The sequence below is a fragment of the Virgisporangium ochraceum genome (genome assembly GCF_016863655.1).
Lineage (GTDB): Bacteria > Actinomycetota > Actinomycetes > Mycobacteriales > Micromonosporaceae > Virgisporangium > Virgisporangium ochraceum.
Window position 1 is genome coordinate 76366 of sequence record NZ_BOPH01000053.1, and the last position, 25940, is coordinate 102305.

Here is a 25940-nt window from a genome sequence, read left to right on the forward strand (position 1 = left end):
GCCACAACTGCAAGATCGGCGAGCACGGCGAGCACGGCGAGCACGGGGCGGCAGGGCGGCAGGGCGTCAGGAGCGGCGGGGGTCGCCCAGGGTGCGGAGTTCCAGGGTGGTCGCCTCCAACGTCGCCCAGCGGACGACGCCGCAGTTCACCACCGCCACCATCGACGCGCTGATGCGGGACAGCCAGCCCTCCGACTCCGCCGCGCCGACCGCCGGTGCGGCCACCGCCGCCTCCGGTTCGGTCAACGGCTGCAGCACCGCCACGTCGGCGCCGACGAGGAGGTCGCGGTCACCCGCGGTCAGTTCGTGCCGCACGATCAGCACGACCCGGCCGTTGCCGCCGCGGTCGACCTGCTGCCAGCTCACCGGGCCGACGTCGACCACCACCGCCTCCGGCCGGCCGGCCCGACCGGGCGGGCCCAGCGGGTCGCCGGGTGCGAGGAACACGACCTGGCCCGGTCCGACGCCGGTGTGCTGGACGAACCGGCTCCACTCCCCCGGACGCCCGGTCCGCACCATCACCTGCGCACCCAGCGCGACCATCCGGAGCACCAGCATCTGCGCCGCCGGCAGGCCGCCGACGAACGCCATCCGGGTCGGCTCCGCGCGGAAGACGCGCACCACCACCGGTGCCCGGTGCCGGTCCCGGCCGACCATCAGCCCGCCGCCACCCGCGGTGGCGACCAGCGCCGCCGGTGCCACGGTCTGCCGCGTCGACCGGCGGGCCGGCCGGTCGTCGCCGGTCTGCGGCACCCAGCCCAGCGGCAGGGTGGCGGCCAGCCCGGCGCGCTGACGCCCGTCCAGTTGCTCGACCACGCCTCCGGCGGCCGTGACCTGCGCGACCAGCCTGGCTCCGGCCTCGCGCGGGGCCGCGGGCGCGGTGACCCGCACGACGGCGACCACCCCGACCTCGCCCGGCCGCACCCGCGCCGGATCGCGCACCACCGCGAGGCTCGCGGTCACGGCGGTGCCGGGCAGGCCGAGCACCGCGTCGTCGATCGTCCACGGCGCGGTCGGCCACCGCGTCACCCGGTACGACGTGTGCGCCAGACCGCCGCTGTACCAACCGTCCCAGCCTTCGCGGCCGAGTTCCGGTCCGAGTTCCGGCCCGCGCGCCTGGCTGCCGTACACCCCACCGTCGCCCGACGGCAGCGCCGGCAGCCGGGCCACCAACGCGGCGACGGCGAGCACGCCGGCGGATCCGAGTATCTCGGCGGTGAGGTCCTCCTTGCGCAGCCGGCGCCGCACCCGGCGAACGGCGTTCAGCAGCGCCGGTTCCAGCGCCGCGTCGTCGAAGAACTCGGGCGTCCGCGGCACCTGCACGGCGAGCCAGCACCGTCGCATCGCGGGCACGCGCCCGTCGGTGAGCGCCCGGTAGGACTCGGCGGCCACACCGGTTCCGGCCGCGGCCGGCTCGGCGTGCACGAGCACCTGCAGCGTCGTGGGCAAGGGGTCGTCGTCGCCGGCGGGTAGCAGCGACAGCAGGGCGGGCAGCGTCGTGTGCCGGGCCGCGTAGAGCGTGCGGTCGTCGGCTTGTATTTCGATGACGGACGTGAGCCCGGCCGGATGGGCCAGCACACCGACGGTCCCATCGCCCTCGATCTCCGCGTCGGACAGGACGGTGCCGGGCGCGGCGAAGTCCAGCAGCGCGCGCCGGGGGTCGCCGGCGGGGCGGCCCGCTTCGGGCACCGGTGCGGTGAAGCTCCGTCGGCGACACAGGTGCGCGGTGCGCAGCGCCCACCACTGGTACAGCCACCGCCCCCGGGACGGGAATCCCGTGACGACCACGGTCACCACGGCGACCGCCACCCCGACGCCCAGGAACACCGTGCCGAGGCTGGCTCCGAGCACGACCCCCACGGCGGCGAGCTGCCACGAGACCACCTGCGCCAGCCGCAGCCGCCGCGCACCCGGCCCAAGCACGACCGGCGTGGCCGTGCAGTGCGCCGGCGTGGCCGGCGGAGCCCCACCCGGCGGCGGAATCGAAGCGCGCGCCCGCACCGGCCCGACCGGCACCCCGACCGGCACCCCGGACGGCACCCCCGACGACGGCGGCCCGGCCGGCACTCCTGGCGGCGACCCCGACGGCACTCCTGGCGGCGGCCCGCCCGGCATTCCCGACGGCGGCCCGGCCGGCACTCCCGGCGGCATTCCCGACGGCGGCCCCGGCGGCCCCGACGGCCCCGACGGCGGCACTCCCGGCGGCGGCCAGGCCGGCGGCGGCCAGGCCGGCGGCGGCCAGGCCGGCGGCGGCCAGGCCGGCGGTCCTGACGGCATCCCCGGATGCGCGCCTGGATGAGTGCCCGGATGCGTGCCCGGCCCGGCGGGCATCCCCACCGGTGCGCCTGGATGGGCACCCGCTCCGGCCGGCGCCCCCGGATGAGCACCGGATCCCGGCGCCGCCCCTGGCGGCACCCCTGGCGGAACTCCCGGCGCTCCAGGCGGCCCTGGCGGCACTCCAGGCGGCCCTGGCGGCACTCCGAGCGGCGGCCCCGGCGGCATTCCGGGCGCTCCCGGATGGGCGCCCCATCCAGCAGGCATTCCCGGCTGCGTTCCCGGCGGCCCTGGCTGCGTTCCCGGCGGCCCCGGCTGCGGCCCCGGATGGGCTCCAGGCCCGGCCGGCGGACCTACCGGTGGCCCCGCACCGGGCCCGTTCGCGGGTGGCGGACCCTGGTTCGGCACGATCATCGACCGCTGCGGACCGGTCATGCCCGGCACCCTAGCGCAGACGCGCCCCCGCGACGGTCCGCCCGCACCACTCCCAGCCCCAACCGGACATAAACCGCGCTCTATCCGGTGCAGGCCGCGTGCCAGAAACCTGCGCCGGATAGAGCGTCGTCAAATCAAGGACCCGGCGCAGACGCGCCCCCGCGACGGCCGGGCCGCACCTCTCCCACCCGACCCGGACATAAACCACGCTCTATCCGGTGCGGGCCGCGCGCCAGTAACCGCACTGGATAGAGCGTCGTCAGTTCGAAGGGTTCAGCGCAGGCGCGCCTCCGCAAGAGCCCACTCCCGTGCGTTGCCAGCCGGCTCGTATCGGACCACCTCGTGGGTTGCCCGCAGCAGGGCGCGCATGGCTGCCAGGTCACCGCCGACCGCGCCCGCGCTGCGGGCCTGCACCAGCACGTTGCCCAGCGCCGTCGCCTCGACCGGGCCGGCCAGCACCGGCAGCCCGCACGCGTCGGCGGTCAGCTGGCACAGCAGCGCGTTGCGGGCTCCGCCGCCCACGATGTGCACCACGTCGACGTGGGTGCCGCTCAGCTCCTGCGCCTCGCGCACCGCCCGCCGGTGCGCGACCGCCAGACTGTCCATGATGGACCGCGTGAACGCCGCCGGCGTCGTGGGCACCGGCTGGCCGGCCCGCGCGCACGCGGCGGCGATCCGGGCGGGCGTGTCACCGGGTGGGAGGAAGACCGGGTCGTCGGGGTCGAAGACCGCGGCCAGCGCGGGCTCCCGGGCGGCGGCGGCCACGAGGGCGGACACGTCGTGTTCGTCCCAGACGCGCATCGACTCCTGCAGGAGCCACAGGCCCATCACGTTGCGCAGGTACCGGACCGTGCCGTCGACGCCGCCCTCGTTGGTGAAGTTGGCCAGCCGGCTCGCCTCGGTGAGCACGGGGTTGGACAGCTCGACCCCGACCAGCGACCACGTGCCGCACGACACGTACGCGAAGTTCGGCGTCGACGTGGGCACCCCCACGACCGCCGACGCGGTGTCGTGCGAACCGACCGACACCACGGCGTCCACTGTGGACAGACTGGCCTCCGGCAGCGGTGGGCCCACCACCGCTCCCGGCTCCCGCAGCGGCGGGAACAGCGCCGGGTCGAGCCCGACCTCCCGCATGACGTCGGCCGCCCACGCCCGCCGGTTCAGGTCGAACAGCTGCGTCGTCGACGCGTTCGTCACCTCGGCGCCGGTTACGCCGGTGAGCCAGTAGGTGATCAGATCCGGGACCAGCAGCAGCGTCCGCGCGAGCGCGAACTGCGGGGTACCGCGGGCCGAGGCGAGCTGGAACAGCGTGTTGAACGGCTGCCGCTGCAGCCCCGTGGTCGCGTAGAGGCGGTCGGCGCCGACGAGCGCCTCGACCCGGTCGGGCACGCCGTCGGTGCGGGAGTCGCGGTAGTGCACCGGGTTGCCCAGCAACGCGCCCGACGCGTCGAGCAGCCCGTAGTCGACGGCCCACGAGTCGACGCCGGCGCTGGTCACCTCGCCGGCCGCGCGCAGACCGGTGAGGATCTCGCGGTACAGCGCGAGCACGTCCCAGTGCAGGGTGCCGCCCACGCGCACCGGCTCGTTCGGGAACCGGTGCACCTCCGTCAGCTCGAAGCGGTCGGCGTCGACCAGGGACCGCATCACGCGCCCGCTCGACGCGCCCAGATCGACCGCCGCGAACCGCTTCATCGCAGGAAGGCGGCCGCGACGCCGGCGTCGACCGGGATGTGCAGCCCCGTGGTGTGCGACAGGTCGCCGGCGGTCAGCGCGAACACCGCGTTGGCGACGTGCTCCGGCAGCACCTCCCGCTTGAGGATCGTGCGCTGCGCGTAGTACGCGCCGAGCTCGGACTCCGGCACCCCGTACACCGCGGCCCGCTGCGCGCCCCAGCCACCCGAGAAGATCCCGGACCCGCGCACCACGCCGTCGGGGTTGATGCCGTTGACCCGGATGCCGTGACCGCCCAGCTCCACGGCGAGCAGCCGCACCTGGTGCGCCTGGTCGGCCTTCGCCGCGCCGTAGGCCACGTTGTTCGGACCCGCGAACACCGCGTTCTTGCTGGCGATGTAGACGATGTCGCCGCCCATGCCCTGCGCGACGAGCACCCGCGCCGCCTCCCGCGACACGAGGAACGAGCCGCGGGCCATCACGCCGTGCTGGCGGTCCCAGTCGCCGGAGCTGGTCTCCAGCAACGGTTTCGACACCGACAGCCCGGCGTTGTTGACCACGAGGTCGACCCCGCCGAAGGCGAGCACCGCCGCCTTCACCGCCGCCGTGACGGCCGCCTCGTCGGTGACGTCGACGGTGACCGCCACCGCCACGTCCGTCCCGCCGAGCTCCTTCGCCACCGTCGCGGCGGCCGAGGCGTCGCGGTCGGCGACCACCACGCACGCGCCCTCGGCGGCCAGCCGGTGCGCGATCGCGCGACCGATCCCCGACCCGCCACCGGTGACGAACGCGACCCGCGTCGCCAACGGCTTCGGCCGGGGCATCCGTTGCAGCTTCGCCTCTTCCAGCGCCCAGTACTCGATGCGGAACTTCTCCGACTCGTCGATCGGCGCGTACCGCGAGAGCGCCTCGGCGCCGCGCATCACGTTGATCGCGTTGACGTAGAACTCACCGGCGACGCGCGCGGTCTGCTTGTTGGCGCCGAAGCTGAACATGCCGACGCCGGGAACGAGCACGATCGCCGGGTCGGCGCCCCGGATCGCGGGGCTGTCGGCGCCGGCGTGCCGCTCGTAGTAGGCCCGGTAGTCCGCGCGGTACTCCTCGTGGAGCTCGCGGAGGCGGGCGATCACGTCGTCGAGCGGCGCCGACGGCGGCAGGTCGAGCACGAGCGGACGCACCTTGGTGCGCAGGAAGTGGTCGGGGCAGCTGGTGCCCAGCGCGGCCAGCTCCGCGAGCCGCTCGCGGGAGACGAAGTCGAGCACCACGTCGGAGTCGGTGTAGTGGCCGACCTGCGGTCGGTCGGTGGACGCGAGGCCGCGCACCACCGGGAACAGCGCGGCGGCGCGGTCACGCCGCTCCTCAACCGGCAAGAGCGGGTGGACGACCGGACCGAACGGCTCGGCGCGCCCGTGCTCGTCGATGTACCGGGCGGCGGTCTCGATGATGAACCGCGAGTTCGCCTCGCACTCCCCGCTCGTGGCGCCCCACGCGGTGATGCCGTGCCCGCCGAGGATCACACCGATCGCGTCGGGGTGCCCGCGTCGCACGGCCGCGATGTCGAGGCCGAGCTGGAAGCCGGGCCGGCGCCACGGGACCCACACCACGCGGTCCCCGAAGATCTTCCGCGTCAACGACGGACCGTCGGCGGCGGTCGCCACCGCGATGCCCGAGTCGGGGTGCAGGTGGTCGACGTGCGGCGCGTCGACGAGGCCGTGCATGGCGGTGTCGATCGACGGCGCGGCGCCGCCCTTGCCGAAGAGGCAGTGGTCGAAGGCGGCGACCATCTCGTCCTCGCGGTCCTCGCCCGGGTAGACGTTCACCAGGCTCCGCAGACGGTCGAGGCGGAGCACGGCGAGCCCGGCCGGCGTGAGGGTGCCGAGGTCGCCGCCGGACCCCTTGACCCACAGCAGCCCGGTGGGCTCCCCGGTGACGGGGTCGGTCCGCTCACCCTTGGCCGACGTGTTGCCGCCGGCGTAGTTGGTGTTGCGCGGATCGGCGCCGAGGCGGTTGCTCCGAACGATCAGGGCGTCTACGGTGTCATGAAACGTTTCACCAGGCACAGGCGGAACGTTATCCGCCCACCTATGAACGGTCAACCCCTGATACGTTTCAGCACGTGGCGGCAAGCATCAAAGAGGTGGCCCGGCGGGCGGGGGTCTCGCTGGGCACGGTGAGCAACGTGCTCAACCGCCCCGAGACGGTCACCGAGTCGACCCGCCGCCGGGTGCTCGACGCGATCGCCGAACTCGGGTACGTGCGCAACGACTCGGCGCGCCAGCTACGCGCCGGGCGCAGCCGCACGGTCGCGATCGTCGTGCTCGACGTCTCCAACCCGTTCTTCACCGACGTGGTGCGCGGGGCCGAGGGCGTGGTCGAGTCCGCCGGCGGCATGCTCATCGTCTGCAACAGCGGTGAGGACCCGGTGCGCGAGCAGCGCCACCTCGACATGCTCGAGGAGCAGCGGGTGCAGGGGCTGCTCATCACCCCGGTCGCCGACGGCGCGCATCCCCGCCTCGACCGGTTCGTCGAGCGCGGCATCCCGGTGGTGCTGGTCGACCGCGGCGCCGGCCAGACCAGCCGCTGCTCGGTGGCCGTCGACGACGTGCTCGGCGGCCGGCTCGCCGCCGCCCACCTGCTGGAGCGGGGTCACCGCCGCATCGCGTTCGTCGGCGGTCCGATGGCGATCCGGCAGGTCGCCGAGCGGCACCGCGGCACCGGGGAGGCCCTGGAGGGGTCGGGCGCCGCGCTGACGCTGCTGCCCACCGGCAGCCTGTCGATCAACGGTGGACGCAAGGCCGCCGCCGAGCTGGCCGCGATGCCGGCCGGCACCCGGCCCACCGCGGTGTTCTGCGCCAACGACCTGCTCGCCCTGGGCGTGCTGCAGGAGGTGATCGCCCAGGGCCTGCGGGTGCCCGACGACGTGGCGATCGTCGGCTACGACGACATCGAGTTCGCCGCGGCCGCGGCCGTGCCCCTGTCGTCGGTGCGCCAGCCCCGCGAACTGCTCGGCCGCACGGCGGCCCAGCTCCTGGAGGAGGAGGTGGCGGTGCCGGACAGGCACGAACACCGCCACGCGGTCTTCCAACCCGAACTGGTCGTCCGCCGCTCCAGCGCCGTCACCCGCTGACCCCGCGCGCCCCGCGCGCGCGCCGATCTTGCAGTTCTGGCCGCACCTATTTCCGGCTATGTCGCCCATTTCGGGGGCCACGAGTGCAAGATCGGCGCGGGCGCAGAGCGGCCCGACCCGGACAGGCGTTTTGTTGATCGTCGACACCACGTACGGTGATTCACCGTGCGCGGTGCGAGTCAGGTGGGCGATCCGCTCGTCGCGCTGTTGACCAGGGTCGCGCTCGCGTTACGGGTCAGCTCGGCGGTGTTCGTCACCGCGGCCGCGCTGTTGAGCGTCACGGCCGGGCACCTCGTCCCCACGGTCGTCACGCTGCTCGCCTACGACGGCATCGCCGCGCTCTACCTGCGGCGGGCGCGGGCGCTGCCGATGCCGCTGGTGCTCGCCGACCTGCTCCTCGTCACCGCGATCGCGCTGGGGATGCGGTGGCTGGTGCCGGCCGAAGCGGCCACGAGCGCGGCCGGGTGGGTGTTCAACGCGGTCAGCCTCGTGGTGATCATCGCCCAGTTCGTGGGGCAGTTCCGGTGGACCGTGCCGGTCGGCATCGTCGCGATCGGCGCGTTCGTGGCGGGCGCCCAGTTCGCCGACGCCCCCGACCGCGGGATCACCTCGACGTTCACGCTCGTGCTCCAGCTCACGATCTCGGCCGGCCTGGTCGCGATCCTGCGGGCCGCGGGGCGGCAGGCGCAGGACGCGGCGCGCCGGCACCACGACGCGGCCCGCGAGCAGGAGTCGGCCCGCCTGCGCCGCGACGCCGAACGCACCGAGCTGACGCTGCTGCACAACGGCCCGCTCACCACGCTGACCCTCGTGGCGCAGGGCGGCCTCAGCCCGCAGACGGTCACCGCCGTCCGCGCGCAGGCCGGCGTCGACCTGGCCGTGCTCGCGGCCGACCGGTCGAACGTGAAGAGCCCCGACACCATCGAGTCGGTGCAGCTCGCCGACCTGCTCGACCGCACCACCGCGATCCTGCGGCACCGGGTCGAGGTCGACCTCACGACCACACCGTGCCTGGTGCCCGCCGCCGTCGCGCAGGCGTTCGCGGGAGCGGCCGCCGAGGCGCTGGAGAACGTCGCCCGGCACGCCGGCACCGGCGCCGCGCGCCTCCGTCTCGACGCCGACGACCACAGGGTGACCGTCACGATCACCGACACCGGCCGGGGGTTCGACCCGGCCGCGGTGCCCGCCAACCGGTTCGGGCTCCGCGAGTCGATCACCGGCGAGCTCAGACGGGTGAACGGCCGGGCAGGTATCGACAGCCGCCCCGGCGCGGGAACCACGATCACGCTGGAGTGGCCGGCATGACCGGGCACTTGTGCGAGGGCATCATCGGGCACAGCCCGCCCGGTCATCACCGGTCGCCGCGAAGCAAGGACCCGGCATGACCGCGCCGCTGTCCGACGCCGAACGGATCTTCACCGACCGGTACACGGCCGGGATCGCGCGCACGTTCGTGTTCATCGCGGTCGGCTGGCACGTCGGCAACGACCTGCCGGCGACGATCGCCAGCGGTCCGCACCCGGTCGCGGTCGTCACCTGGCTCGCCTACGCGGCGGTCGCGGCGGTCGGTGTGCCGCTCGTGCTGCGTGGCCGGTCCGCGGGTCCGGTGCTCACCGGCGTGGGCTGCGTGGTGCTGCTGGCCGGGTCGGCCGCGATGCACGCGATCCAGCCCGACTCGCTGTTCGTGTTCACCAACTGGGCCTGGCAGGCGGCCGGCTGGTTGGCGCTGCCCCTCTTCTGGAACCGCGCGGTGCAGGGCTTCCTGGTGTTCGTCGTGGCCAACGCGGCGCTGAGCATCTCGGCACTGCTGACCCGCGGCGACGGCGACCGGCAGAACCTCGCGATGATGCTGATGGTCCTGTACGGGGTCGCCGCCCTGCAGCTGGCGCTCGACGTCGGCAAGCGCGGCCTGGAGACGATCGCCCTGCGCACCGCCCGCGACCGGGCCGCCGCGGAGGCGCTGCTCACCACGCGGCTGGCCGCCGAGCAGGCGCACGAGGCCCGCCAGGACCGGTACGCCAGTGCCCGCGCGGCCGCCGGCGAGGTGCTGGCCGGCCTGGCCGATGGGCACCTCGACCCGGCCGACCCGGAGGTGCGCCAGCGCGCGGCGGGTGCCGCGGCCCGGCTGCGCCGGCTGGTCACCGAGACCGACGACGTGCCCGACCCGCTCGTGCACGCGCTGCGCGCGGCCGCCGACATCGCCGAGCGGCGCGGGGTGGCGGTGACCGTCGACCAGGTCGGCTCGGTGCCGGACGTGCCGCTGCAGGTGCGCCGGGCCCTCACCGACGCGCCCGCCTGGGCGGTCGCGGCGGCCGCTACCCGTGCCCGCATCACTGTGGTATCGAATGTCCATACCGTGACGATCGCGGTGGTTGGTGACGGTAGCATCGACCAGCCCCGATGGGATCAGTCGACGGCCAACCTCCATGACGGGGTCGAGGTCAGTGTCGACCGGGAAGGAGAGCAGATATGGGTGGAGACCCGATGGAGCAGCACACCGTCGGGGTCCCGGATGGAGGCGCAGTTGGAGGCGCAGTTGGAGGCGCAGATGGACGTGCGGTCGGAGTCGCCGTCATCGACGACCACCAGGTCGTCATCGACGGAGTCCGGGCCTGGGCCGCTGCCGACCCCGCGCGACGGGTCGAGGTGGTCCTGAGCGCGAGCACCACCGCTCCCCTCCTGCCCCGCCCGCACGGGGTCGACGTGGTGCTGCTCGACCTGGAGCTGAACGGCGAGCTGGTGCTCGGCGAGGTCGCCGCGCTCAGCGACGCCGGTCACCGGGTGGTGGTGTTCTCGGCGCACGGCGGCCCGGCGGTGGTGTCGCAGGCGCTGGAGAACGGCGCGTGCGCCTACCTCACCAAGGACGAGGCCCGCGAGCACTGCATCGACACGCTGGTGGCGGTCGCCACCGACCGGCCGTACGTCACGCGGTCGCTGGCCGGCGGCATGCTCGCCGACCCGCGCCTCAGCGGACGCGAACGGGAGGCGCTACTGCTGTGGTTCCAGGGCATGGACATGGCGGCGGTGGCCCGGCGGATGACCAAGACCGACGGCAGCGGCGAGGCGATCACCAAGGACACGGTGAAGCAGTACATCGACCGGGCCCGCGTGAAGTACGCCCGGGCCGGACGTCAGGTCGCGTCGCGGTTCGCATTGCTGGCGCGGGCGATCGAAGACGGGCTCATCCGGCCGGAGGACGTCGGCGGCTACCGATCGAGCGCGTCGCAGTGAGGTGCGGTTCGCAGAACCGGTCGCCGTTGTAGACGCGGGCGTTGCGCGGCCGCGGCACCGACGCGTGCCCGGTCGGCTTCGGGGGGAACAGCGGCTCGTCGTCCAGGTCGAGATGGAGGCCCAGATCCTGGTCGGACCGCCCGTAGTAGTCGTCGAGCGTGTTGAGCGTGAGCGGCAGCGGCTCGATGGGACGGATCGGCTTCGGCTCCACCGGGAGCACGAGGTGCGCTGGCGTGCGCCCAGGTTCGGGCTGCGTCAGTTGGCGGTTCCGGCCGGCCACGACCGTCACCACGAGGCCGGCGATCACGAACGCGGCACCGGCGACGATCGCGACCACGTCGCCGTCGCCGGCCGCGGTGCCGGACCGGCCGGCGGCCACCGTGGCCACCAGGCTCGTGACGAACACCGGCGCACCGAACGCGATGAGGACGTTGCCGAGGATGAATCCCCACCGGCCGAAGCCCCGCATCCGCACTCCCGTTGATCTGCTCAGCGTGATCATTGCGTTCCCGACTGCGAGCCTGCCCCTTTTGATGGCAGTCCGCATGACCCCCTTGGAGGTGTCAATGCGCAGTCAACTACTTGCCGCTCGTGCTGAAGTGCTGGTAATCGGGGTGTGAGCGCCCCTCACCACCCCACGACCAGCCCGCCTTCGCGAACGCGGTGACCAGGATCCCGCCCGGAACGGCCATGCCCGGCCGCCGGTTCGCCCGGTCGACGTAGTCCGAACCGGCGGGTGGGAGCACCCGCCGATCGAACAGGTACGGGTTCTCGACCGGGTTCACGTCGATCGCCCGGCCGTAGGCGTGCTCCGACCACGTCGGCGCTCCCGCGGCCACCGCCCGCCGGCAGTTGAACGCCGACGTGTTGTCGGCCGCCATCGAGGCGTCGTCGCTGCCGTCGAACGCGTCGACGGGGTCGAGCCGCCGGATCGGGAACCGTTCGCGGTACAGCGTCTCGAACACGGTGACCAGCCCGGCGGCCACGTCGCGGTGCGCGATCAGCGTGCCGACGCGCGGCCGGCCGTCGAAGTCCCAGTAACTCAGCCGCAGGACCGCGAGCCGGTCGGGTCCCACCGGGCAGCCGGCCCGCCAGCTCTTCGGCACGTCGGCGGCGGTCGCGGCGGTGACGGTCCCGGTGAACGGGGGCCCGCTCGGCCCCGTGCCCGCGCTCGGCGACGCGGTCGGCGGCGCGCTCACCGCCGCGCTCGGCACCGGGCCCGCGGTGGGCGCCGCCGTGGGCGTCGCCGCGCGGCCGGAACAGGCCGTATTCAGGATCATCAGGGACCCGGTGAGCACGACGATCACGCGTTGGTAAGGTACGCGACGCCACATGCCTACACACGGTACGGAGGCGATGTGACCGCACGGGGACGGCACACGCTGGGGGTCGCCCTGCTGTCGGGCGTCCTCGTGATGGTTCTGGGCGCGGCGGTCTGGGCGAGCACGCGCGGTACGGGTCCCGGATCATCCGCCGACGCGGCCGCGACGGGCGCCGCGGGCCCGACCGCGACGGGGCCCGGAGGCGACGCGGGCACGCCGGGCGCGAGCGGCGGGTCCGCCCCGGGCACGTCGGCCTCGAGTTCCGGGTCGGCCTCGGCCGGGCTCCGCACGCACGCGGCCACGCAGCCGGCGACCAGCACACCGGCCGACGACGCCAACCGGCTGCGCACGCTGCCCTCGGGAACGCGGCAGCTGGTGCTGGTGACGACCGACAGCTTCTCGAGCAACACGGCCCGCCTGGCGACCTTCACCAGGTCGGGTGACCGGTGGGTGCCGGCGTTCCCGGCCATGCAGGCGCGCATCGGGTCGGCCGGGTTCGCCGACCGCAAGGTGGAGGGCGACCTGAAGACGCCCACCGGCGTGTACTCGATCGGCGGCACGATGTACGGCATCCAGCCCAACCCGGGCGTGCGGTACGGCTACCACCGCGTGGTCGAGGACGACTGGTGGAACGAGAACCCGGCCACGTCCGGCTACAACACGTTCGAGCACGGGCCGAACCCGGGCGGCGCCAGCGAGGCGCTGTGGACGTTCACCCCGCAGTACCGGTACTTCGCGGTCGTCAACTACAACATTCCGGTCGTATCGGCCAGCCCGCCCCGCGGAAGCGGCATCTTCCTGCACGTCGTGAACCCGGGTAAGGCGACCGCCGGCTGCGTGTCGCTGGCCGAACAGGATCTCCTGACCGTTCTCCGGTGGCTCGATCCGGCGTCCGCCCCGAGAATGGTGCTGGCTCCACGGACGGTGCTGAACCGGTACTGACTTCGAGCGGGCGGATGATCACATGCGCTTTTGGGAATACCCCTGGCGAAGGAGGTATCCCTCATGTCTTCCACGCTGATCATCGTCTTAGTGCTCCTTCTCGTCGTCGGCGCGGTCCTCGTCGCGGTCGGTCTCGTCGCCAGCCGGCGGCGGGCGCTGCGGCAGCGGTTCGGGCCGGAGTACGACCGGGTCGTCGAGTCGACCGAAGACCGTCGGGCCGCCGAACGTGAGCTCCGCGAGCGGGAGCGCCGGCATGCCGAGCTCGAGCTGCGCCCGCTCGACCCGGCGTCGCGCGAGCGGTACTCGGCGTCCTGGGAGGAGATCCAGGTCCGCTTCGTCGACGCGCCCGACCGGGCCGTCGGTGAGGCCGACGAGCTCGTGACCCGGCTCATCGCCGAGCGGGGCTACCCGACCGGCGACTACGACGACCAACTCGCCCACCTGTCCGTCGAGCACGCCAACACGCTCGACCACTACCGCAAGGCGCACGAGATCAACGAACGCACCTCGCGCGGTGAAGCCACCACCGAGCAGCTGCGCCAGGCCCTGGTGCACTACCGTGCGCTCTTCGCCGACCTGCTCGGCACCGAGCCCCTCGCCAACTCGACCCACCACCCCTCGGACGGCCCCGACCGAGAAAGGCAGCCGTAATGCGCCCGACCAGCGAATCGGACCGCGACGCCCGCACCGACCCCTCCGACCCCTCTGACGACACCGTCCGCAACGACCCGTGGGCGACCGGCCCGGGTCACCTGACCCACGACGACCAGACCGAGCGGTTCGTCCCCGAGCAGCGTGACCCCCAGGACCACGACGGCCACCTGTACGCCAGCGACACCTACGCCGAGCCGGAGACCACGGTGCTCCCCGCCGACGGCGCCCACAACGCCGACGGCACCCACGGTGACCAGGCCGCGGTAGGCGTCGCTCACGTCGACACCGACTCCCACACCGGCACGGACACCGACAAGGCCGACGATGCCGCCGCCAAGGCCGACCACGCCAAGCAGGAGGCGGAGGAGGCCAAGGCCGAGGCCGAGGAGGCCAGGCACGACGGCACCCACACCGCCGACGGCGACACCCACGCCTTCGACAGCGGCACGCACGACAGCGCCTTTGACGACGGTGGGCACACCGAGGGGCGGCACGAGGTCTCTGCGGACGAGCTGGAGTCGACCCGGGAGGAGCCGGCGGTCGTCGTCGAGCCCGTGCCCGAGCCGGTTCCGGTCGCGGTCGTCGAGCCGGTCGACGACGGGCGTCACGACGAACCCGGTCACTTCGCCGCGGTCCCGGTGACCGCGACCGACACGACGCCGGTCCACACGACGGACGCCGACGCGACGACGGCCGACGACTCCACCGGTGAGCTCAAGCCGGGCGACGTGCCGGTGGCGCCGGTCGCCGGGTTCTTCGCCGCCGACGCCGCGCAGGGCCTGCGCGACCGCTGGCGCGAGGCGCAGCTCGGCTTCGTCGACGACCCCCGCAAGGCGGTCGACGACGTCAAGTCGCTCGTGGGCGAGGCCGTCGACCAGTTCACGGCGGCGGTGTCGGCGCAGCGCGACGAGCTCGACGCGGCGGCCGGCGAGGACACCGAGCAGTACCGCGTCGCGGTGCAGCGCTACCGGGCCTTCTTCGACCGGCTCCTCGGTCTCTGACGGGTGCGGATGCGGGGAGGATCGTCCGATCTTCCCCGCTTCCGCGTATTCAGCATCGGCAACTTTCGACCGGCAACTTCCACAGTGCGATTCCAGCACCTAGAGTGCAAAAATATGTGGTGACCGACAGGCATGGTCACCGAGGAGGCCCGTCATCGTCACCAGAACCCAGCCCCGCCGGGTGATCAGCGAACGTGACGTCGTGCGCGGCGCCTGCCGGTTCTTCCTGCTCAACAGCACCGTCGAGATGGACGCGCTGGCCGTGAGCCTCGCGATCAGCCGCGCCACGCTCTACCGCGTGGTGCACAGCCGCGACCGGCTGCTCGGCGACGTCCTCTGGGAGCTGGGCGAGCAGGTGCTCAACCGCGCCCGCCAGAGCACCACGACCACCGGCATCGACGGCGTCCTCGAGATCACCCACCGGTTCTGCACCATGCTGCTGCGCTCGGAGCCGTTCCGGCTGTTCCTCAAGACCGAGCCGAAGACCGCCACCCGGGTGCTGTTCACCCCCGCCGGCGGCGTGCACGTGCGGGCCGTCGCCGCACAGCAGGAGATCCTGCTGAACGCCGGTCTCACCCTTCCCGGCGACCCGGCCCACCTGGCGTACCTGTACGTGCGCATCATCGAGTCGAGCCTGTACGCGGAGCTGCTGACCGGGCAGCAGCCCGACCTCCCCCTGGCCGAGCGCACCATCCGTTCGCTGCTCACGCCGCACGGCCCGTTGAGATAGGCGTCGCAGGCCTGGCCCGGAAGGTGGCCTTCGGGATAGCCGGATATCTATGGTCCGGCCCATGCGATCCGTCACCGCCGTCCTGATCCTCAGCCTGGTGGTCGCCGCCGCACCGGCGCCCGCCCTCGCCGCGTCCCATCGACACGAACCGACCACAGCGACCGTCACGGGGCCGATCCCCGGCGCCGTGCCGGGTGACCGCCTCGCGGACCGGGTCGAGGACACCTACCCGTTCTTCTCCACCCCCGTCGACCTCGCGGCGGCTGGCTACGTCGAGGAGGAGTTCTCCCTGTCCGGCACCGCCGACGGGTGGAGCACCACCGGCGAGCGGGTCGCCACCGCCGTCCCGTACACCACCCGCGTGATCGTGCGGCGGCCGGCTTCGCCGCTGCGCTTCAACGGGACGGTGCTGGTCGAGTGGCAGAACGTCACCGCCGGGTACGACCTCGACGCGCTGTGGAACCCGGACACGCTGCTCCGCGCCGGATACGCGTGGGTCGGCGTCTCTGCCCAGCGGGTGGGCGTCGACCAGCTCCGCGGCTGGAGCCCGGCGCGGTACGGGTCCCTCGACGTCACCGGTGGCGGCGCGTACACCACCGACCAGCTGTCGTACGACATCTTCGCCCAGGCCGGCGCCGCGGTGCGGGCGGGCGACCTGCTCGGCCGGCTGCGTCCCCGCACCGTGCTGGCGATCGGCGCCTCGCAGTCGGCCGGCCGCATGACCGTCTACTACGACCGGGTGCTGCCGCAGGTCGCGCCGGTGTTCCACGGGTACGCGTTCATCGTGGGCACGGCGCCGACGCGCGTGGGGACCGAGCCGGTGTTCCAGGTCCTCTCGGAGACCGACGTCCGCACGCCCGACCGCCCGGCCGACACCGACCGGTTCCGTCGCTGGGAGGTGGCCGGCGGCGCCCACTCCGGGTACGCCGGGCAGGTCTACCGTCGCCCGATCCAGGACCGCGACCTGGGCGGCGCACCGGAGTACTCCTGTGACCGTCCGCCGTTCAGCCGCGTGCCGATGCACCACGTGACCGCCGCCGCCTACCGCCACCTGGAGCACTGGGTGCGCCGTGGCACCCCTCCCCCGACCGCGGAACCGTTGCGCTTCAACGCCGACGGCACCAAGGCCCGCGACGCCCTCGGCCTGGCACTGGGCGGCATCCGCCTGTCACAGGTGAGTGTGCCGACGGCCCTGAACGACGGCGACAACACCGGCGAGACGTTCTGCCGCTTGTTCGGCTCGTACCAGCCCTTCGACCGGCCCACCCTCGACCGCCTCTACCCGACCCGCCTCGGCTACGTGGCGAGGGTGGCGGTGGCCGACGTGCGCAACATCGCGTCCGGCTACCTCCTCCCAGCCGACGCCCTGTCCAACGCACGGGAAGCCGCCACCCCCACACCCTGACCCTCCACGCCCGACCCACCGGCCCCGACCCCTCACGCCCTCGACCCCACCAGGCCCTGACCCCGCCCGCCGCCCCGTGATTGCCCGCCGATCTTGCAGTTGTGGCCGCCTATTTGCGGCGTAATGAGTTGCTTTGCCAGGGGCCACAACTGCAAGATCGGCGCGGGGAAGCGGGGCGGCAGCGGGCGGCGTGGGAGAGCGGGCGGCGTGGGAGAGCGGAGCGCGCCGGTCGGGGTCAGTGGCGGGAGACGGGTTGGGGGGTGTTGGTGGTCCAGGTGCGGCCGGACGCCGGGCGCGGGGAGAGCTGGCCCAGCCAGTTGCGCAGGGCGTCGACGGTCATTGCCGGGGCCAGGGCGGCGCCCTGGACACCGGCGCAGCCCAGCTCGATCACGGCCTTGAAGACGTCGTTGGTGTCGATGCCGTCGGCGACGGTGACGATGTTCAGCGACTTGGACAGCTCGATCGTCGACCGGACGACCGCCGCGTCCTGCGGGCTGTCGAGCACCGGCGCGACGAAGGAGGGGTCGAGCTTCAGCTCGTCGACCGGGGTGTTGCGCAACCGCGTCAGCGACGGGGCCGACCGGCCGTAGTGGTCGAGCGCGAGCCGCACTCCGAAGTGGCGGAACTGCCCGAGTGCGGTGGCCGTGCGCCGCGCGTCGATCAGCAGGACCTCCTCGGAGATCTCCAGCGTCACGGCCGGCGGCGGAAGGCCGAGCTTGTTGATCAGGCGGGCCAGGTCGTAGGGCAGCTGCGCGTCGAGCACGTCGGCCGCGGTGACGTCGATGGCCACGCCCAGCTCGATGCCCTGCCGGCGCCAGGCCGCGCAGGCGTTCAGCGCCGCCTCCAGCAGCACCCGCGTGAGCTGACGGGTCAGACCCACGCGGGACGCGAACGGGCGCACCTTCTCGGCGTCGAGCACACCCAGCGACGGGTGGTGCCAGCGCAGCACCGCCTCCAGGGCCGCCGGGCGGCCCGTCCCCACATCGATCTTCGGTTGGTAGTAGGTGACGAACTCACCCCGGTCGAGGGCCCGCACGAGGTCGGCGAGCACGTTCGGACCGAACTCGGTGCCGATGTCGCCGGCCGGGTCGTAGACCTCGACCTCGGTGTGGTTCTCCCGCGCCGTCCGCAGCGCGTCGACCGCGCAGCGGATGAGGTCGCCGGGGCGGTTGGCGTGCAGGGGCGCCATCGCGATGCCGGCGCTCAACTCGATGTGCACCGACGCCTCACCGGACTGCACCGGGCTGGCGAGCGCGCGCATCAGCGAACGGGTGTCGCGGTCGACGTTGTTGAGCCCACCGGAGTTGACCACCCGCAGCACGGCCATCTCGGTGCCGCCGAGCCGGGCGGCGATCGTCTCCGCCGGCAGGTTCTCCCGCAGCCGCGCGCCGATGGTGTTGAGGATCGTGTCACCGGCGCCGTAACCGAGGATCGAGTTGATGTCGGGCATGTGGTCGACGCTGATGATCGCGAGCACGAGGTAGCTGCCGGAGGGCAGGTTCTCCACCATCGCCGGCAGCTCGGCGTCGAGCACCCGTCGGTTGCCCAGCCCGCTCAGCACGTCGGTGTTCGCCGCCTGCTGGGTGCGGGCCAGCTCCCGGGTCTGTTCGAAGGTGAGCGCCGTGCGGACACCGGCCGCGACCAGACAGCCGCTGGCGAGCACGATCGACACCGGGTGCAGGTCGACGAACGTGCCGACGATGAGCACCAGCAGGGCGGCGAGCGAGAACAGGATCGGCACGAGCAGCGCGGCGAACCCCCGCATCTCCTCGACCGGCCCGCGGCGCGGAGCCGACCCGGCCAGCGCCATGAAGACCAGGCCGACCATCCACATGCCGTCGACCCAGTTGCCGTCGGTGTAGCTGCCGTTGGCCAGCGTGAACAGGTACGCGGTGTCGGCGACGGCGAAGAACGCGGCACCGAGGCCGAGCAGCCACCAGGCGGGATCCGGCCGCCAGCGCACCATCGCCAGCGCGGCGACGCTGACCACGAGCAGCACGAGGTCGCCGATCGGGTACGACAGGTTCGTCAGCGTCGACGCCGCCTCGTCGGTGTCGGCCTGCGCGAGCACGTCGCCCAGCGTGGCGGCGGTGAACACCGCGCCGGCGGCGAGCGAGCTGATGATGCCGTCGAACCACACCGAGGCGGGCAGCCGCCGGGTACCGGCGCGGGCCAGCATGATCAGGCCGATGTACGCGAGCGGGTACAGGCCGACGAAGAACACGTCGGCCGGCGAGGGAACCGGGATCTCCTCGGCGTCGGAGAACGCGATCGACCAGTAGATGTCGCCGATCGACCACGAGGTGACCGCGAGCCCCACGAACAACCAGGCCGGCCGGTTCCTCTTGACGAGCACCGGACGGGCCAGCGCGAGCAGGCAGACCGCGACGAGCACCAGTGTGTAGAAACCGGTGTCGAGAATGGCCGGACGCTCGGAGAACGGGATCAGGGTGCTCAGCGCATAGCTGATGCCGAGGCCCGCGATGACCCCTTTGGCGAGCCGGTACGTGGGCGACGCGAGGATGAGATCGTCGCGGTCGGTCTGCGTGGACGCGGTGGTAGGCGTCGGCGTCACGGAATTCGCCCCTCTAATTTGACATTAAGCCAAAATTGACGTCAATAAATTCGTGCGCTGGAGTGCCCGCTCATTACGCAGGGTGATCGATCTGCAACAGCGATTGATCCTAGCTGACGTCATGCGCTTTGCACCCTCCACGGGGCCCTCAAGTTGTAGTGACACTCCCGACAACCCGGACACCCGGAATCCTGAAGCCATTGAACGTCGACGCATACACGGTGGTGTATGCACCGGCACTCTCGATAAATACCTGGTCACCGGTGGTGAGCCCCGGCGAGAGCGGGACATCGAAGAGAATCGTGTCCTGGCTGTCACACGTCGGCCCGGTGAGGTGGCACGGCTCCGGATCCGGCGCGCCGAGCGAGTCGCGTACCGGGAAGCGCAGCCGGTTGCCCGTCTCGAGGCTCTCCATCAGCCCGTTGAACGCGCCCACGTCGAGGTGCACCCACTTGCGGCCGCCCCGGACCGCGGTTCCGATCACCGTGGCGACGAGCCTGCCGGCACCGGCGACGAGCGCCCGGCCCGGCTCGGCCACCGCCCGCACGGGATACGGCAGCCGGTCGAGACCGGCCTGGATCACCGCCCCGTACTCCGACATCGGCGGCGGCGGCGAGTCGTACGAGGCCGGGAAGCCGCCGCCGACGTCGACCATCTCCAGCCGGACGTCCGCGTCGGCGAGCGCGTCCATCATCACCGCGACCTCGTCGAGCGGCGCCTTCCACGCCGTCGGCCGCATCATCTGCGACCCGACGTGGAACGCCACCCCGTACGGCCGCAGCCCCCGGTCGCGGGCCGACAGCAGCAGGTCGACCGCGACGTCGGGCTCGACCCCGAACTTGCCCTCGCTCGGCACGTCGCTGTCGATGTCGGGGGCCGCGAGCCGCACCACGACGTTCGACCCGGGTGCCAGCGTCGCCAGCTTGTCGATCTCGGTGGTGGAGTCGAACGCGAACTGCCGCACCCCGGCCGCGAACGTGTGCGCGATCTGGGCCGGAGCCTTGACGGGGTTGCTGAACAGCACCTCAGCGGCGTCTACCCCGATTTCGAGCAGGTCGTCCAGCTCGTTTGACGACGCGATCTCGAACCCGCACCCCAGGCTTCTCAGGCGCTCCAGCACGGGCCGGAACCCGTTGCACTTCATGGCGTAGTGCAGAGCGACCCCGGGCATTGCCCCGCTCATGCGGCGGTACGCCGCGGCCACCGCGTCGAGATCCATCTCCAGAACCGGCGAGAGCAAGCCGTCCTCCGTTCATAGCCTTCACGGCCGGTGCCCCCGCACCGACCGGCCCGCGCCCTCCGGTCGCCCGACGGTGGACGAGTTCGAAGCTGGCGATCGCGACGGCGTAGAACACGGCATCGGCCATGATCTTTCCAAGCAGTGATCCGCTGGTGATGCCACCGGTGACCAACGGACCCAGGTACATGGCGCCCGGCCGGACCACCAGCGAGTCGATCAGCTCCGCCGGCCCGAACTCGGCCGACAGGACCCGGATCGTGCGCTGCGCGCGGGCCTGCAGCCCCATCGGACCGGCAGTGCCCTGGCGACGCCACTCGACGACCGCCATGACGCTGTAGAAACCGACGTTCTCGCCGATGGTGCCGAAGATGGCCGCGAGCGCGCGGTCACCGGTCGCGAGATATGCGACGTAGGCGCTCGTGACAGCGCTGACGGTGCCGATCACTTCGGCAGGCAGGTACCGCGCGCACCATCGCCTGATGAGGCGACGCCATCGCGGTACGCGCGTGACGGTCTTCGCCAACCAGCTTCTTCTTTCGCTCGCCGGGGAAGGGAGCAGTTAACTGCGACGAGACGCAAGACATTTGCGCCGGTGGTACGGGTCAAGGCGCAGGAAAGCTATCACGCGGGTATGGGGGCGACAACCTTTCACGATGGAATCCACCCCGCCTTAAACGATCGAACAGAACCCGTCAACCCTCGAAACAAATCGCGCCAAAATGTATGTCGAGAAGTCGACGATCTCGTTCGTCAACTGTTAAGGAGGTGGTTTCCATGTTTCAGGAGATGTTTCCGATCTTGTCCACTCCCGATCTTCCGCGTGCCCTGGCGTTCTACCGGGACCTGCTCGGAGCGACCGTGTCGTATCGGTTCCCACCCACCGGTGAACCCGCGTACGTCGGGCTTGACCTGGGACGATCGCAACTCGGCATTGGCGCGGAGAGCGACCCGCCCGGCACCGCCGACGCATCGCATCACCGTTTCTCTCTATGGATCTACTGCGATGACTGTGACGCGGCCGTGTCGAAACTCCGGGCGGCGGGAGTACCGGTGGTCGAGGAGCCGGCCGACCAACCGTGGGGCGAACGGATGGCCACGGTGACCGACCCGGACGGCACCAAGGTGATCATTGCCACACGGCAATGATCGCCACCGATAGTGGGCGACTCAAATACCGAAATCGCCCACTATCACGGCCAAATCAGGCAACCCGCCGGGACCGGCGTCCGGCGCCCCGGCGAGCGGACGCCGGACCGGCGACACGCTCCGGCGCACCGCCACGGCGGCCGCGCGCCGGCCCCACGCCGCGGTGCCCCCGGGCCGGCGCGGAGAGCCGGAGCGCCGCGGGCCAGACCCGCACGAGCTCGTCGCCCGGCTCCAGCGCCGCCCACTCGGCGGCCGCCGCCCGCAGTCGGCCGACGGCGACGTCGAGCGCTCCGGGCGCAACGGCCCAGCCGTGCCGGCCGCGCAGGTACCCGCTCAGCTCGCGCGTCGACTCACCGGCCTCGGTGCGCTCGACCAGGTTCGCGATCAGCTCGGCCTTGTTGAGGTTGTCGCCGTTCGCGCGCATGAGCCCGGCCGACCGCTGTGCGGCGTGCGGCGGCCGCCGGCCCGACACGTGGGTCATGCTCGAGAACACCACGCCACCGGCGATCGCCGCCCAGATGCCGTCGCCGATGCCCAGCGCGTGCTCCACCGTGAAATGGGTCAGGTCGTGCGGAATGCGCCCGGTCACCGGACCGTCGTTCAGGCGGTACCGGACGCCGTCGGCGCGAGTGACGAGGGCGTACCCACGCTGGTGGTCGGGAACCCGGACGAAGATGACGCGCATGCCCTCCAGGGTCGCGCCCGCCCCCGGACGGACGCGACCGGTTTACTCCGCTTTCGTCAGCGTCGCCAGGTCGGGCGGGTGGCGCAGCGACGGGCTGAGCGTCGACGACACCGCCAGGACGAGCCCGACCGTGGCGAGGAACCCGATCGTGACCCGGTCGGGCGCGGTGTCGAGCAGGATCCCGGCGACCAGCGGACCGAGCGGCGCGATCAGCAACGCGATGCTGCTGTGCACCGACTCCACCCGGCCCATCAGCCGGTCGGGGGTCAACGCGTACCGCGACCCGTGCACCACCGAGTCGGTCGACGGGATCACCAGCGCCGCCGGCAGCATCGACGCGGCCAGCACGAAGACGTTGGGCCAGATCAGGTACACGGCGCACACCGGGTACATCCAGAACTCGAGCAGGATCACCGCCCGCGGCGGCAGCGACCGGCGCACGAAGCCGGAGACCATCGAGCCGACCAGCACCCCGGCCCCGAACAGCGACACCAGCACGCCGACGACGCCGCTCGACAGGCCCTGCCGGGCACCGAGCACCACCAGCGCGAACACCATCGCCGGTCCGCAGAAGTTGCCGAGCCCGAACATGATCGCGCAGGTCCGCAGGAACTTGTGACCCCAGAGGAACCGGAAGCCCTCGGCGAGCCGCGTGCGCAGCGGCGCCCGGTCGACCTCGCGGTCGGCGTTCTGGAACGGTGTGCGGATCAGCCGCAGCGACACCACCGACGCCACGTACGACACGGCGTCGAAGACGAACGGAAACGCGCGCCCGAGCCCGAACAGGGCACCACCCAGCGGCGGACCGGCCAGGCTCACCGCCGCCTTCCGCCCGCTCTGCACCGCCGCGGCCGCCGGCAGCAGCGGACCGGGGACCACCGACCGCAACGCACCCGCGAGGGCGGCGTGGAACAGCGCGAACCCGGCCCCCTCGACGAACGCCACGACCGGGATCACCCAGAACACCGTCCGGTGCAGCACGATCGCCACCGCGAGGCCGGCCACCGCGGCGGCGCTCACGGCGTCCGCCATGATCATTAACGTTCTGCGGTTCCACCGGTCGGCCGCGAGGCCGGCCGGCAACGCGAAGACCGTGACCGCCAGCGACCGCGCGAACCCGACCACCCCGGCGAGGGCCGGCGACCCGGTGACCGCGAGCACCAGCAGCGGGTACGCGATCACCGTCGACTGGCTGCCGGCCGTGGACATCAGCTGGCCGACCTGCAGCAGCACGAAGTCGCGGTTGCGCCGCAGCGGCACCTCGGTCAGTGATGCCACGGCAGCTCCACCGGCTCGGCCGGGACCCGCCCGGCCAGCAGGCCGGTGAGCAGGCCGGCGAGGCCGAACGGAAGGACCCGGTCGGTGGTGGTCTCCAGCTCGTCGACGGTCCACCACCGTTCGCCGAGGTGGTTGCCGGCTTCGAACTCCTCCATCGCGGTGGTGTCGACCTCGTGCGCGTCGACCCGCACGAGGAAGAAGTCGTCGCGGAAGATGCCGCTGGCCCAGGTGAGCACGACGTGACCGTGGACGTACGCCACCGGTCCCGTGAGATCCTCCTCGGTGACGATCAGGCCGATCTCCTCGCGGGCCTCGCGCACGGCGGCCGCCGCCAGGGACTCGCCGGCGTCGACGCCGCCGCCCGGCGTGATCCACGCCTGCCCGAGCTCGGGATGGGACGGATCGGGGCGCGACCGCAGGAGGAGGACCCGGTCCTTTCCGTCGACGAGCAGGATGCGGGCGGACCGTCGGCGGTACTCGGGCACCCGGACACGCTAGCGGCCGGCGCCCCCGGCCTCACCCGGATATCGCACGAGACCGCGACCTCCGCGTGCGGCCGCGGCCTCACCCGTAGATCGCGCGGTTCAGCGAGCGGACCAGGGAACCGTAGGCGCCGCCGAGCACCGGGCGGTGCCGGGCCAGCGCGGCGCGGGCGGCGTTGGCACCGGGTGCGCCGTGCACCCCGCCGCCGGGATGGGCGCTGGCGCTGGCCAGGTACAACCGGTCGACGGGCGTGTCGGCCCGCCCGAGGCCCGGCACCGGCCGGAGGAACAGCTGCTGGTGCACGCCGGCCGTGCCGCCGTTGATCGCACCGTCGACGAGGCTGAGGTTCTTCTCCTCCAGCTGCGGCGGCCCGGCCACGTACCGGCCCACGACCAGGCTCCGGAACCCGGGCGCGTGCCGCTCGAGCACGTCCTCGATCCGCTCGGCGTGCGCGGCGATCTCCGCCGGGTCCCATCGATCCCTGTGCGGAAGGTGGGTGTACGCCCACAGCGACTCCGTGCCGGCCGGCGAGCGGCCCGGGTCGCTCGTGTTCATCTGCCCGACCAGCAGGAACGGGTCGTGCGGCGTCCGGCCCAGCGTGATGTCGGTCGAGTAGCGCGTGAGGCCGTCGACGTCGGCGCCGAGATGGACGGTTCCGGCCGTCGCCACGTCGGGGTTGATCCATGGGACCGGCGCGGAGAGCGCCCAGTCGACCTTGAGCGTGGCGTCGTCCCACTGGAAGAGGTCGAGGTCGTCGAGCAGCCGTTCGGGCAGGTGACCGGCGCCGACGAGCGTGCGGTACAGGGTCGGCGCCGGCACGTCGGCGAGCACCGCCCTGCGGGCACGGATCGCCCGCCCGTCGGCCAGGCGCACGCCCAACGCGGTCCCGTTGCCGACGACCACCGAGGTCACCAGCGCGTTCGTCTCGATGGCGCCGCCGTTCGCGAGCAGCCGCGACGCCAGCGCGTCGGTAATCTTCTGGGCGCCGCCCACCGGCACCGGGAACCCGACCTGCTGGCCGAGCATCCCGAGCAGCCAGCCGTACCCGGCGCTGGCCGACCCGTCGGGCGACAGGTCGGTGTGCAGCGCCAGGCCGGCGATCAGCACCCGGGCGCCGTCGCCGCCGAAGGTGCGGTCGCCGAACAACCGCGTCGGCAGCACGAACCGGCGGGCCAGCCGCACCGTGTCGGCGACGCTGTTGCGGGTCAGCAACCGGGCGGCCGCCCGCACCGGTGGGAACGGCGTGAGCATCGCCGGGATGAGGTCGTCGACGACGGTGAGCCACTCCCGGTAGAGGGAGCGCCAGCGGTCGCCGTCACCCTTCGCGAACGAGTCGAGCGAGGCGGCGGTGGCGTCGAGGTCGCGGCTGAGCACCGCCGCGCGGCCGTCTTCCAGCAGGTGCGCCAGGACCGCCGGCGCGTGCGTCCACTCCAGGCCGTGGTCACCCAGGGCGAGGTGACGGATCGCCGGCGACAAAGGGGTGAGCGGGTAGAACGCGCTGCAGAGGTCGCTGAGGTATCCGGGTGCGGTGACCTCCGCGGACCGCACCGCGCCACCGATGTGCGGCGTGCCCTCCAGCACGACGACGTCCCAGCCGGCGTCGACGAGCAGGTTCGCCGCCACCAACCCGTTGTGCCCCGCACCCACCACCACCGCGTCGACCATGGACTCCACTCCCCATCCTCCGATCCGGCGGCCGATGGACGGCCGCGGACCGGTCCGCTCTACAGTGCTACCC

At 72.8% G+C, this 25940-nt stretch carries 22 protein-coding genes; 11 read left to right on the plus strand and 11 right to left on the minus strand.

Features of this window, described 5'->3' with window-relative positions:
* Nucleotides 1-66: 66 nt before the first annotated feature.
* On the minus strand, nucleotides 67-1923 hold the full coding sequence (locus Voc01_RS19565; protein ID WP_203928909.1) for a type VII secretion protein EccE: 1857 nt from the start codon (nucleotides 1921-1923) through the stop codon (nucleotides 67-69).
* A gap of 7 nt (nucleotides 1924-1930) precedes the next feature.
* Between Voc01_RS19565 and Voc01_RS19570 the strand changes: the two genes are divergently transcribed.
* Complete coding sequence (locus tag Voc01_RS19570) at nucleotides 1931-2299, plus strand: hypothetical protein (protein ID WP_203928910.1); 369 nt, start codon at nucleotides 1931-1933, stop codon at nucleotides 2297-2299.
* A gap of 683 nt (nucleotides 2300-2982) precedes the next feature.
* Here Voc01_RS19570 and Voc01_RS19575 read toward each other — a convergent pair.
* Together Voc01_RS19575 and Voc01_RS19580 are read right to left on the minus strand one after the other, a co-directional pair.
* Nucleotides 2983-4404 carry a rhamnulokinase gene (locus tag Voc01_RS19575; RefSeq protein ID WP_203928911.1) on the minus strand — a complete coding sequence of 474 codons (1422 nt, stop codon included), beginning with the start codon at nucleotides 4402-4404 and terminating at the stop codon, nucleotides 2983-2985.
* Nucleotides 4401-6443, minus strand: a complete 2043-nt coding sequence (locus tag Voc01_RS19580) for a bifunctional aldolase/short-chain dehydrogenase (protein WP_203928912.1) — start codon at nucleotides 6441-6443, stop codon at nucleotides 4401-4403. The genes Voc01_RS19575 and Voc01_RS19580 overlap by 4 nt, the downstream gene beginning before the upstream one ends.
* 56 nt (nucleotides 6444-6499) lie before the next feature.
* Between Voc01_RS19580 and Voc01_RS19585 the strand changes: the two genes are divergently transcribed.
* The 4 genes from Voc01_RS19585 to Voc01_RS19595 all read left to right on the plus strand — a co-directional run bounded on the left by Voc01_RS19585 (nucleotide 6500) and on the right by Voc01_RS19595 (nucleotide 10741).
* Nucleotides 6500-7510: a LacI family DNA-binding transcriptional regulator gene (locus Voc01_RS19585; RefSeq protein WP_203928913.1), complete on the plus strand. Its 1011-nt coding sequence runs from the start codon at nucleotides 6500-6502 to the stop codon at nucleotides 7508-7510.
* 165 nt (nucleotides 7511-7675) lie between these two features.
* Complete coding sequence (locus Voc01_RS19590; RefSeq protein WP_203928914.1) at nucleotides 7676-8815, plus strand: sensor histidine kinase; 1140 nt, start codon at nucleotides 7676-7678, stop codon at nucleotides 8813-8815.
* Between the two features lie 76 nt (nucleotides 8816-8891).
* Nucleotides 8892-10166 carry a hypothetical protein gene (locus Voc01_RS53150; RefSeq protein ID WP_239160323.1) on the plus strand — a complete coding sequence of 425 codons (1275 nt, stop codon included), beginning with the start codon at nucleotides 8892-8894 and terminating at the stop codon, nucleotides 10164-10166.
* The gene (locus Voc01_RS19595; RefSeq protein WP_239160337.1) at nucleotides 10106-10741 is read left to right on the plus strand and encodes a response regulator transcription factor; all 636 of its coding nucleotides are present in this window, start codon (nucleotides 10106-10108) and stop codon (nucleotides 10739-10741) included. The genes Voc01_RS53150 and Voc01_RS19595 overlap by 61 nt, the downstream gene beginning before the upstream one ends.
* On the opposite strand, the gene Voc01_RS19600 is transcribed toward Voc01_RS19595, so the two are convergent.
* Both Voc01_RS19600 and Voc01_RS19605 read right to left on the minus strand, forming a co-directional pair.
* A complete protein-coding gene (locus Voc01_RS19600) occupies nucleotides 10692-11210 on the minus strand; it encodes a hypothetical protein (protein WP_203928916.1) in 519 nt (172 codons plus the stop codon). The two genes, Voc01_RS19595 and Voc01_RS19600, sit on opposite strands and share 50 nt — an antisense overlap.
* 109 nt (nucleotides 11211-11319) lie before the next feature.
* Nucleotides 11320-12048 carry a M15 family metallopeptidase gene (locus tag Voc01_RS19605; RefSeq protein WP_203928917.1) on the minus strand — a complete coding sequence of 243 codons (729 nt, stop codon included), beginning with the start codon at nucleotides 12046-12048 and terminating at the stop codon, nucleotides 11320-11322.
* 51 nt (nucleotides 12049-12099) lie between these two features.
* Here Voc01_RS19605 and Voc01_RS19610 point away from each other — a divergent pair, with 51 nt between their 5' ends.
* The 5 genes from Voc01_RS19610 (at nucleotide 12100) to Voc01_RS19630 (ending at nucleotide 16795) form a co-directional block, all read left to right on the plus strand.
* On the plus strand, nucleotides 12100-13005 hold the full coding sequence (locus Voc01_RS19610) for a L,D-transpeptidase family protein (RefSeq protein WP_203928918.1): 906 nt from the start codon (nucleotides 12100-12102) through the stop codon (nucleotides 13003-13005).
* A gap of 63 nt (nucleotides 13006-13068) precedes the next feature.
* Nucleotides 13069-13656, plus strand: a complete 588-nt coding sequence (locus Voc01_RS19615) for a hypothetical protein (protein WP_203928919.1) — start codon at nucleotides 13069-13071, stop codon at nucleotides 13654-13656.
* A complete protein-coding gene (locus Voc01_RS19620; protein ID WP_203928920.1) occupies nucleotides 13656-14660 on the plus strand; it encodes a hypothetical protein in 1005 nt (334 codons plus the stop codon). The genes Voc01_RS19615 and Voc01_RS19620 overlap by 1 nt, the downstream gene beginning before the upstream one ends.
* Before the next feature lie 181 nt (nucleotides 14661-14841).
* Nucleotides 14842-15390, plus strand: coding sequence for a QsdR family transcriptional regulator (locus tag Voc01_RS19625; RefSeq protein ID WP_239160324.1), 549 nt, complete (start codon nucleotides 14842-14844; stop codon nucleotides 15388-15390).
* A gap of 61 nt (nucleotides 15391-15451) precedes the next feature.
* Entirely contained in the window at nucleotides 15452-16795 is a 1344-nt protein-coding gene (locus tag Voc01_RS19630) for an alpha/beta hydrolase domain-containing protein (protein WP_203928921.1), read from the plus strand.
* A 235-nt stretch (nucleotides 16796-17030) separates the two neighbouring features.
* On the opposite strand, the gene Voc01_RS19635 is transcribed toward Voc01_RS19630, so the two are convergent.
* Together Voc01_RS19635 and Voc01_RS19640 are read right to left on the minus strand one after the other, a co-directional pair.
* On the minus strand, nucleotides 17031-19370 hold the full coding sequence (locus Voc01_RS19635; RefSeq protein ID WP_203928922.1) for a putative bifunctional diguanylate cyclase/phosphodiesterase: 2340 nt from the start codon (nucleotides 19368-19370) through the stop codon (nucleotides 17031-17033).
* A gap of 148 nt (nucleotides 19371-19518) precedes the next feature.
* Nucleotides 19519-20589: a type III PLP-dependent enzyme gene (locus tag Voc01_RS19640; protein ID WP_307781581.1), complete on the minus strand. Its 1071-nt coding sequence runs from the start codon at nucleotides 20587-20589 to the stop codon at nucleotides 19519-19521.
* Nucleotides 20590-21384: 795 nt separating this feature from the next.
* Between Voc01_RS19640 and Voc01_RS19645 the strand changes: the two genes are divergently transcribed.
* The gene (locus Voc01_RS19645) at nucleotides 21385-21756 is read left to right on the plus strand and encodes a VOC family protein (protein ID WP_203928924.1); all 372 of its coding nucleotides are present in this window, start codon (nucleotides 21385-21387) and stop codon (nucleotides 21754-21756) included.
* 55 nt (nucleotides 21757-21811) lie between these two features.
* On the opposite strand, the gene Voc01_RS19650 is transcribed toward Voc01_RS19645, so the two are convergent.
* The 4 genes from Voc01_RS19650 to Voc01_RS19665 form a co-directional block, all read right to left on the minus strand.
* Nucleotides 21812-22441 carry a hypothetical protein gene (locus Voc01_RS19650; RefSeq protein ID WP_203928925.1) on the minus strand — a complete coding sequence of 210 codons (630 nt, stop codon included), beginning with the start codon at nucleotides 22439-22441 and terminating at the stop codon, nucleotides 21812-21814.
* A 42-nt stretch (nucleotides 22442-22483) separates the two neighbouring features.
* On the minus strand, nucleotides 22484-23719 hold the full coding sequence (locus tag Voc01_RS19655) for an MFS transporter (RefSeq protein WP_203928926.1): 1236 nt from the start codon (nucleotides 23717-23719) through the stop codon (nucleotides 22484-22486).
* The gene (locus Voc01_RS19660; protein WP_203928927.1) at nucleotides 23707-24204 is read right to left on the minus strand and encodes an NUDIX domain-containing protein; all 498 of its coding nucleotides are present in this window, start codon (nucleotides 24202-24204) and stop codon (nucleotides 23707-23709) included. Before Voc01_RS19660 ends, Voc01_RS19655 begins: the two co-directional genes overlap by 13 nt.
* Nucleotides 24205-24283: 79 nt before the next feature.
* Nucleotides 24284-25867: a phytoene desaturase family protein gene (locus Voc01_RS19665; protein WP_239160338.1), complete on the minus strand. Its 1584-nt coding sequence runs from the start codon at nucleotides 25865-25867 to the stop codon at nucleotides 24284-24286.
* Nucleotides 25868-25940 lie beyond the last annotated feature (73 nt).

What these genes read in the sequence shown, in the direction of transcription:
- Voc01_RS19645 (WP_203928924.1), top strand. Translation starts at nt 21,385, where the DNA reads ATGTTTCAGGAGATGTTTCCGATCTTGTCCACTCCCGATCTTCCGCGT.
- Voc01_RS19575 (WP_203928911.1), bottom strand. Translation starts at nt 4,404, where the DNA reads ATGAAGCGGTTCGCGGCGGTCGATCTGGGCGCGTCGAGCGGGCGCGTG.
- Voc01_RS19640 (WP_307781581.1), bottom strand. Translation starts at nt 20,589, where the DNA reads ATGGATCTCGACGCGGTGGCCGCGGCGTACCGCCGCATGAGCGGGGCA.
- Voc01_RS19600 (WP_203928916.1), bottom strand. Translation starts at nt 11,210, where the DNA reads ATGCGGGGCTTCGGCCGGTGGGGATTCATCCTCGGCAACGTCCTCATC.
- Voc01_RS19665 (WP_239160338.1), bottom strand. Translation starts at nt 25,867, where the DNA reads ATGGTCGACGCGGTGGTGGTGGGTGCGGGGCACAACGGGTTGGTGGCG.
- Voc01_RS19630 (WP_203928921.1), top strand. Translation starts at nt 15,452, where the DNA reads ATGCGATCCGTCACCGCCGTCCTGATCCTCAGCCTGGTGGTCGCCGCC.
- Voc01_RS19620 (WP_203928920.1), top strand. Translation starts at nt 13,656, where the DNA reads ATGCGCCCGACCAGCGAATCGGACCGCGACGCCCGCACCGACCCCTCC.
- Voc01_RS53150 (WP_239160323.1), top strand. Translation starts at nt 8,892, where the DNA reads ATGACCGCGCCGCTGTCCGACGCCGAACGGATCTTCACCGACCGGTAC.
- Voc01_RS19615 (WP_203928919.1), top strand. Translation starts at nt 13,069, where the DNA reads ATGTCTTCCACGCTGATCATCGTCTTAGTGCTCCTTCTCGTCGTCGGC.
- Voc01_RS19650 (WP_203928925.1), bottom strand. Translation starts at nt 22,441, where the DNA reads ATGCGCGTCATCTTCGTCCGGGTTCCCGACCACCAGCGTGGGTACGCC.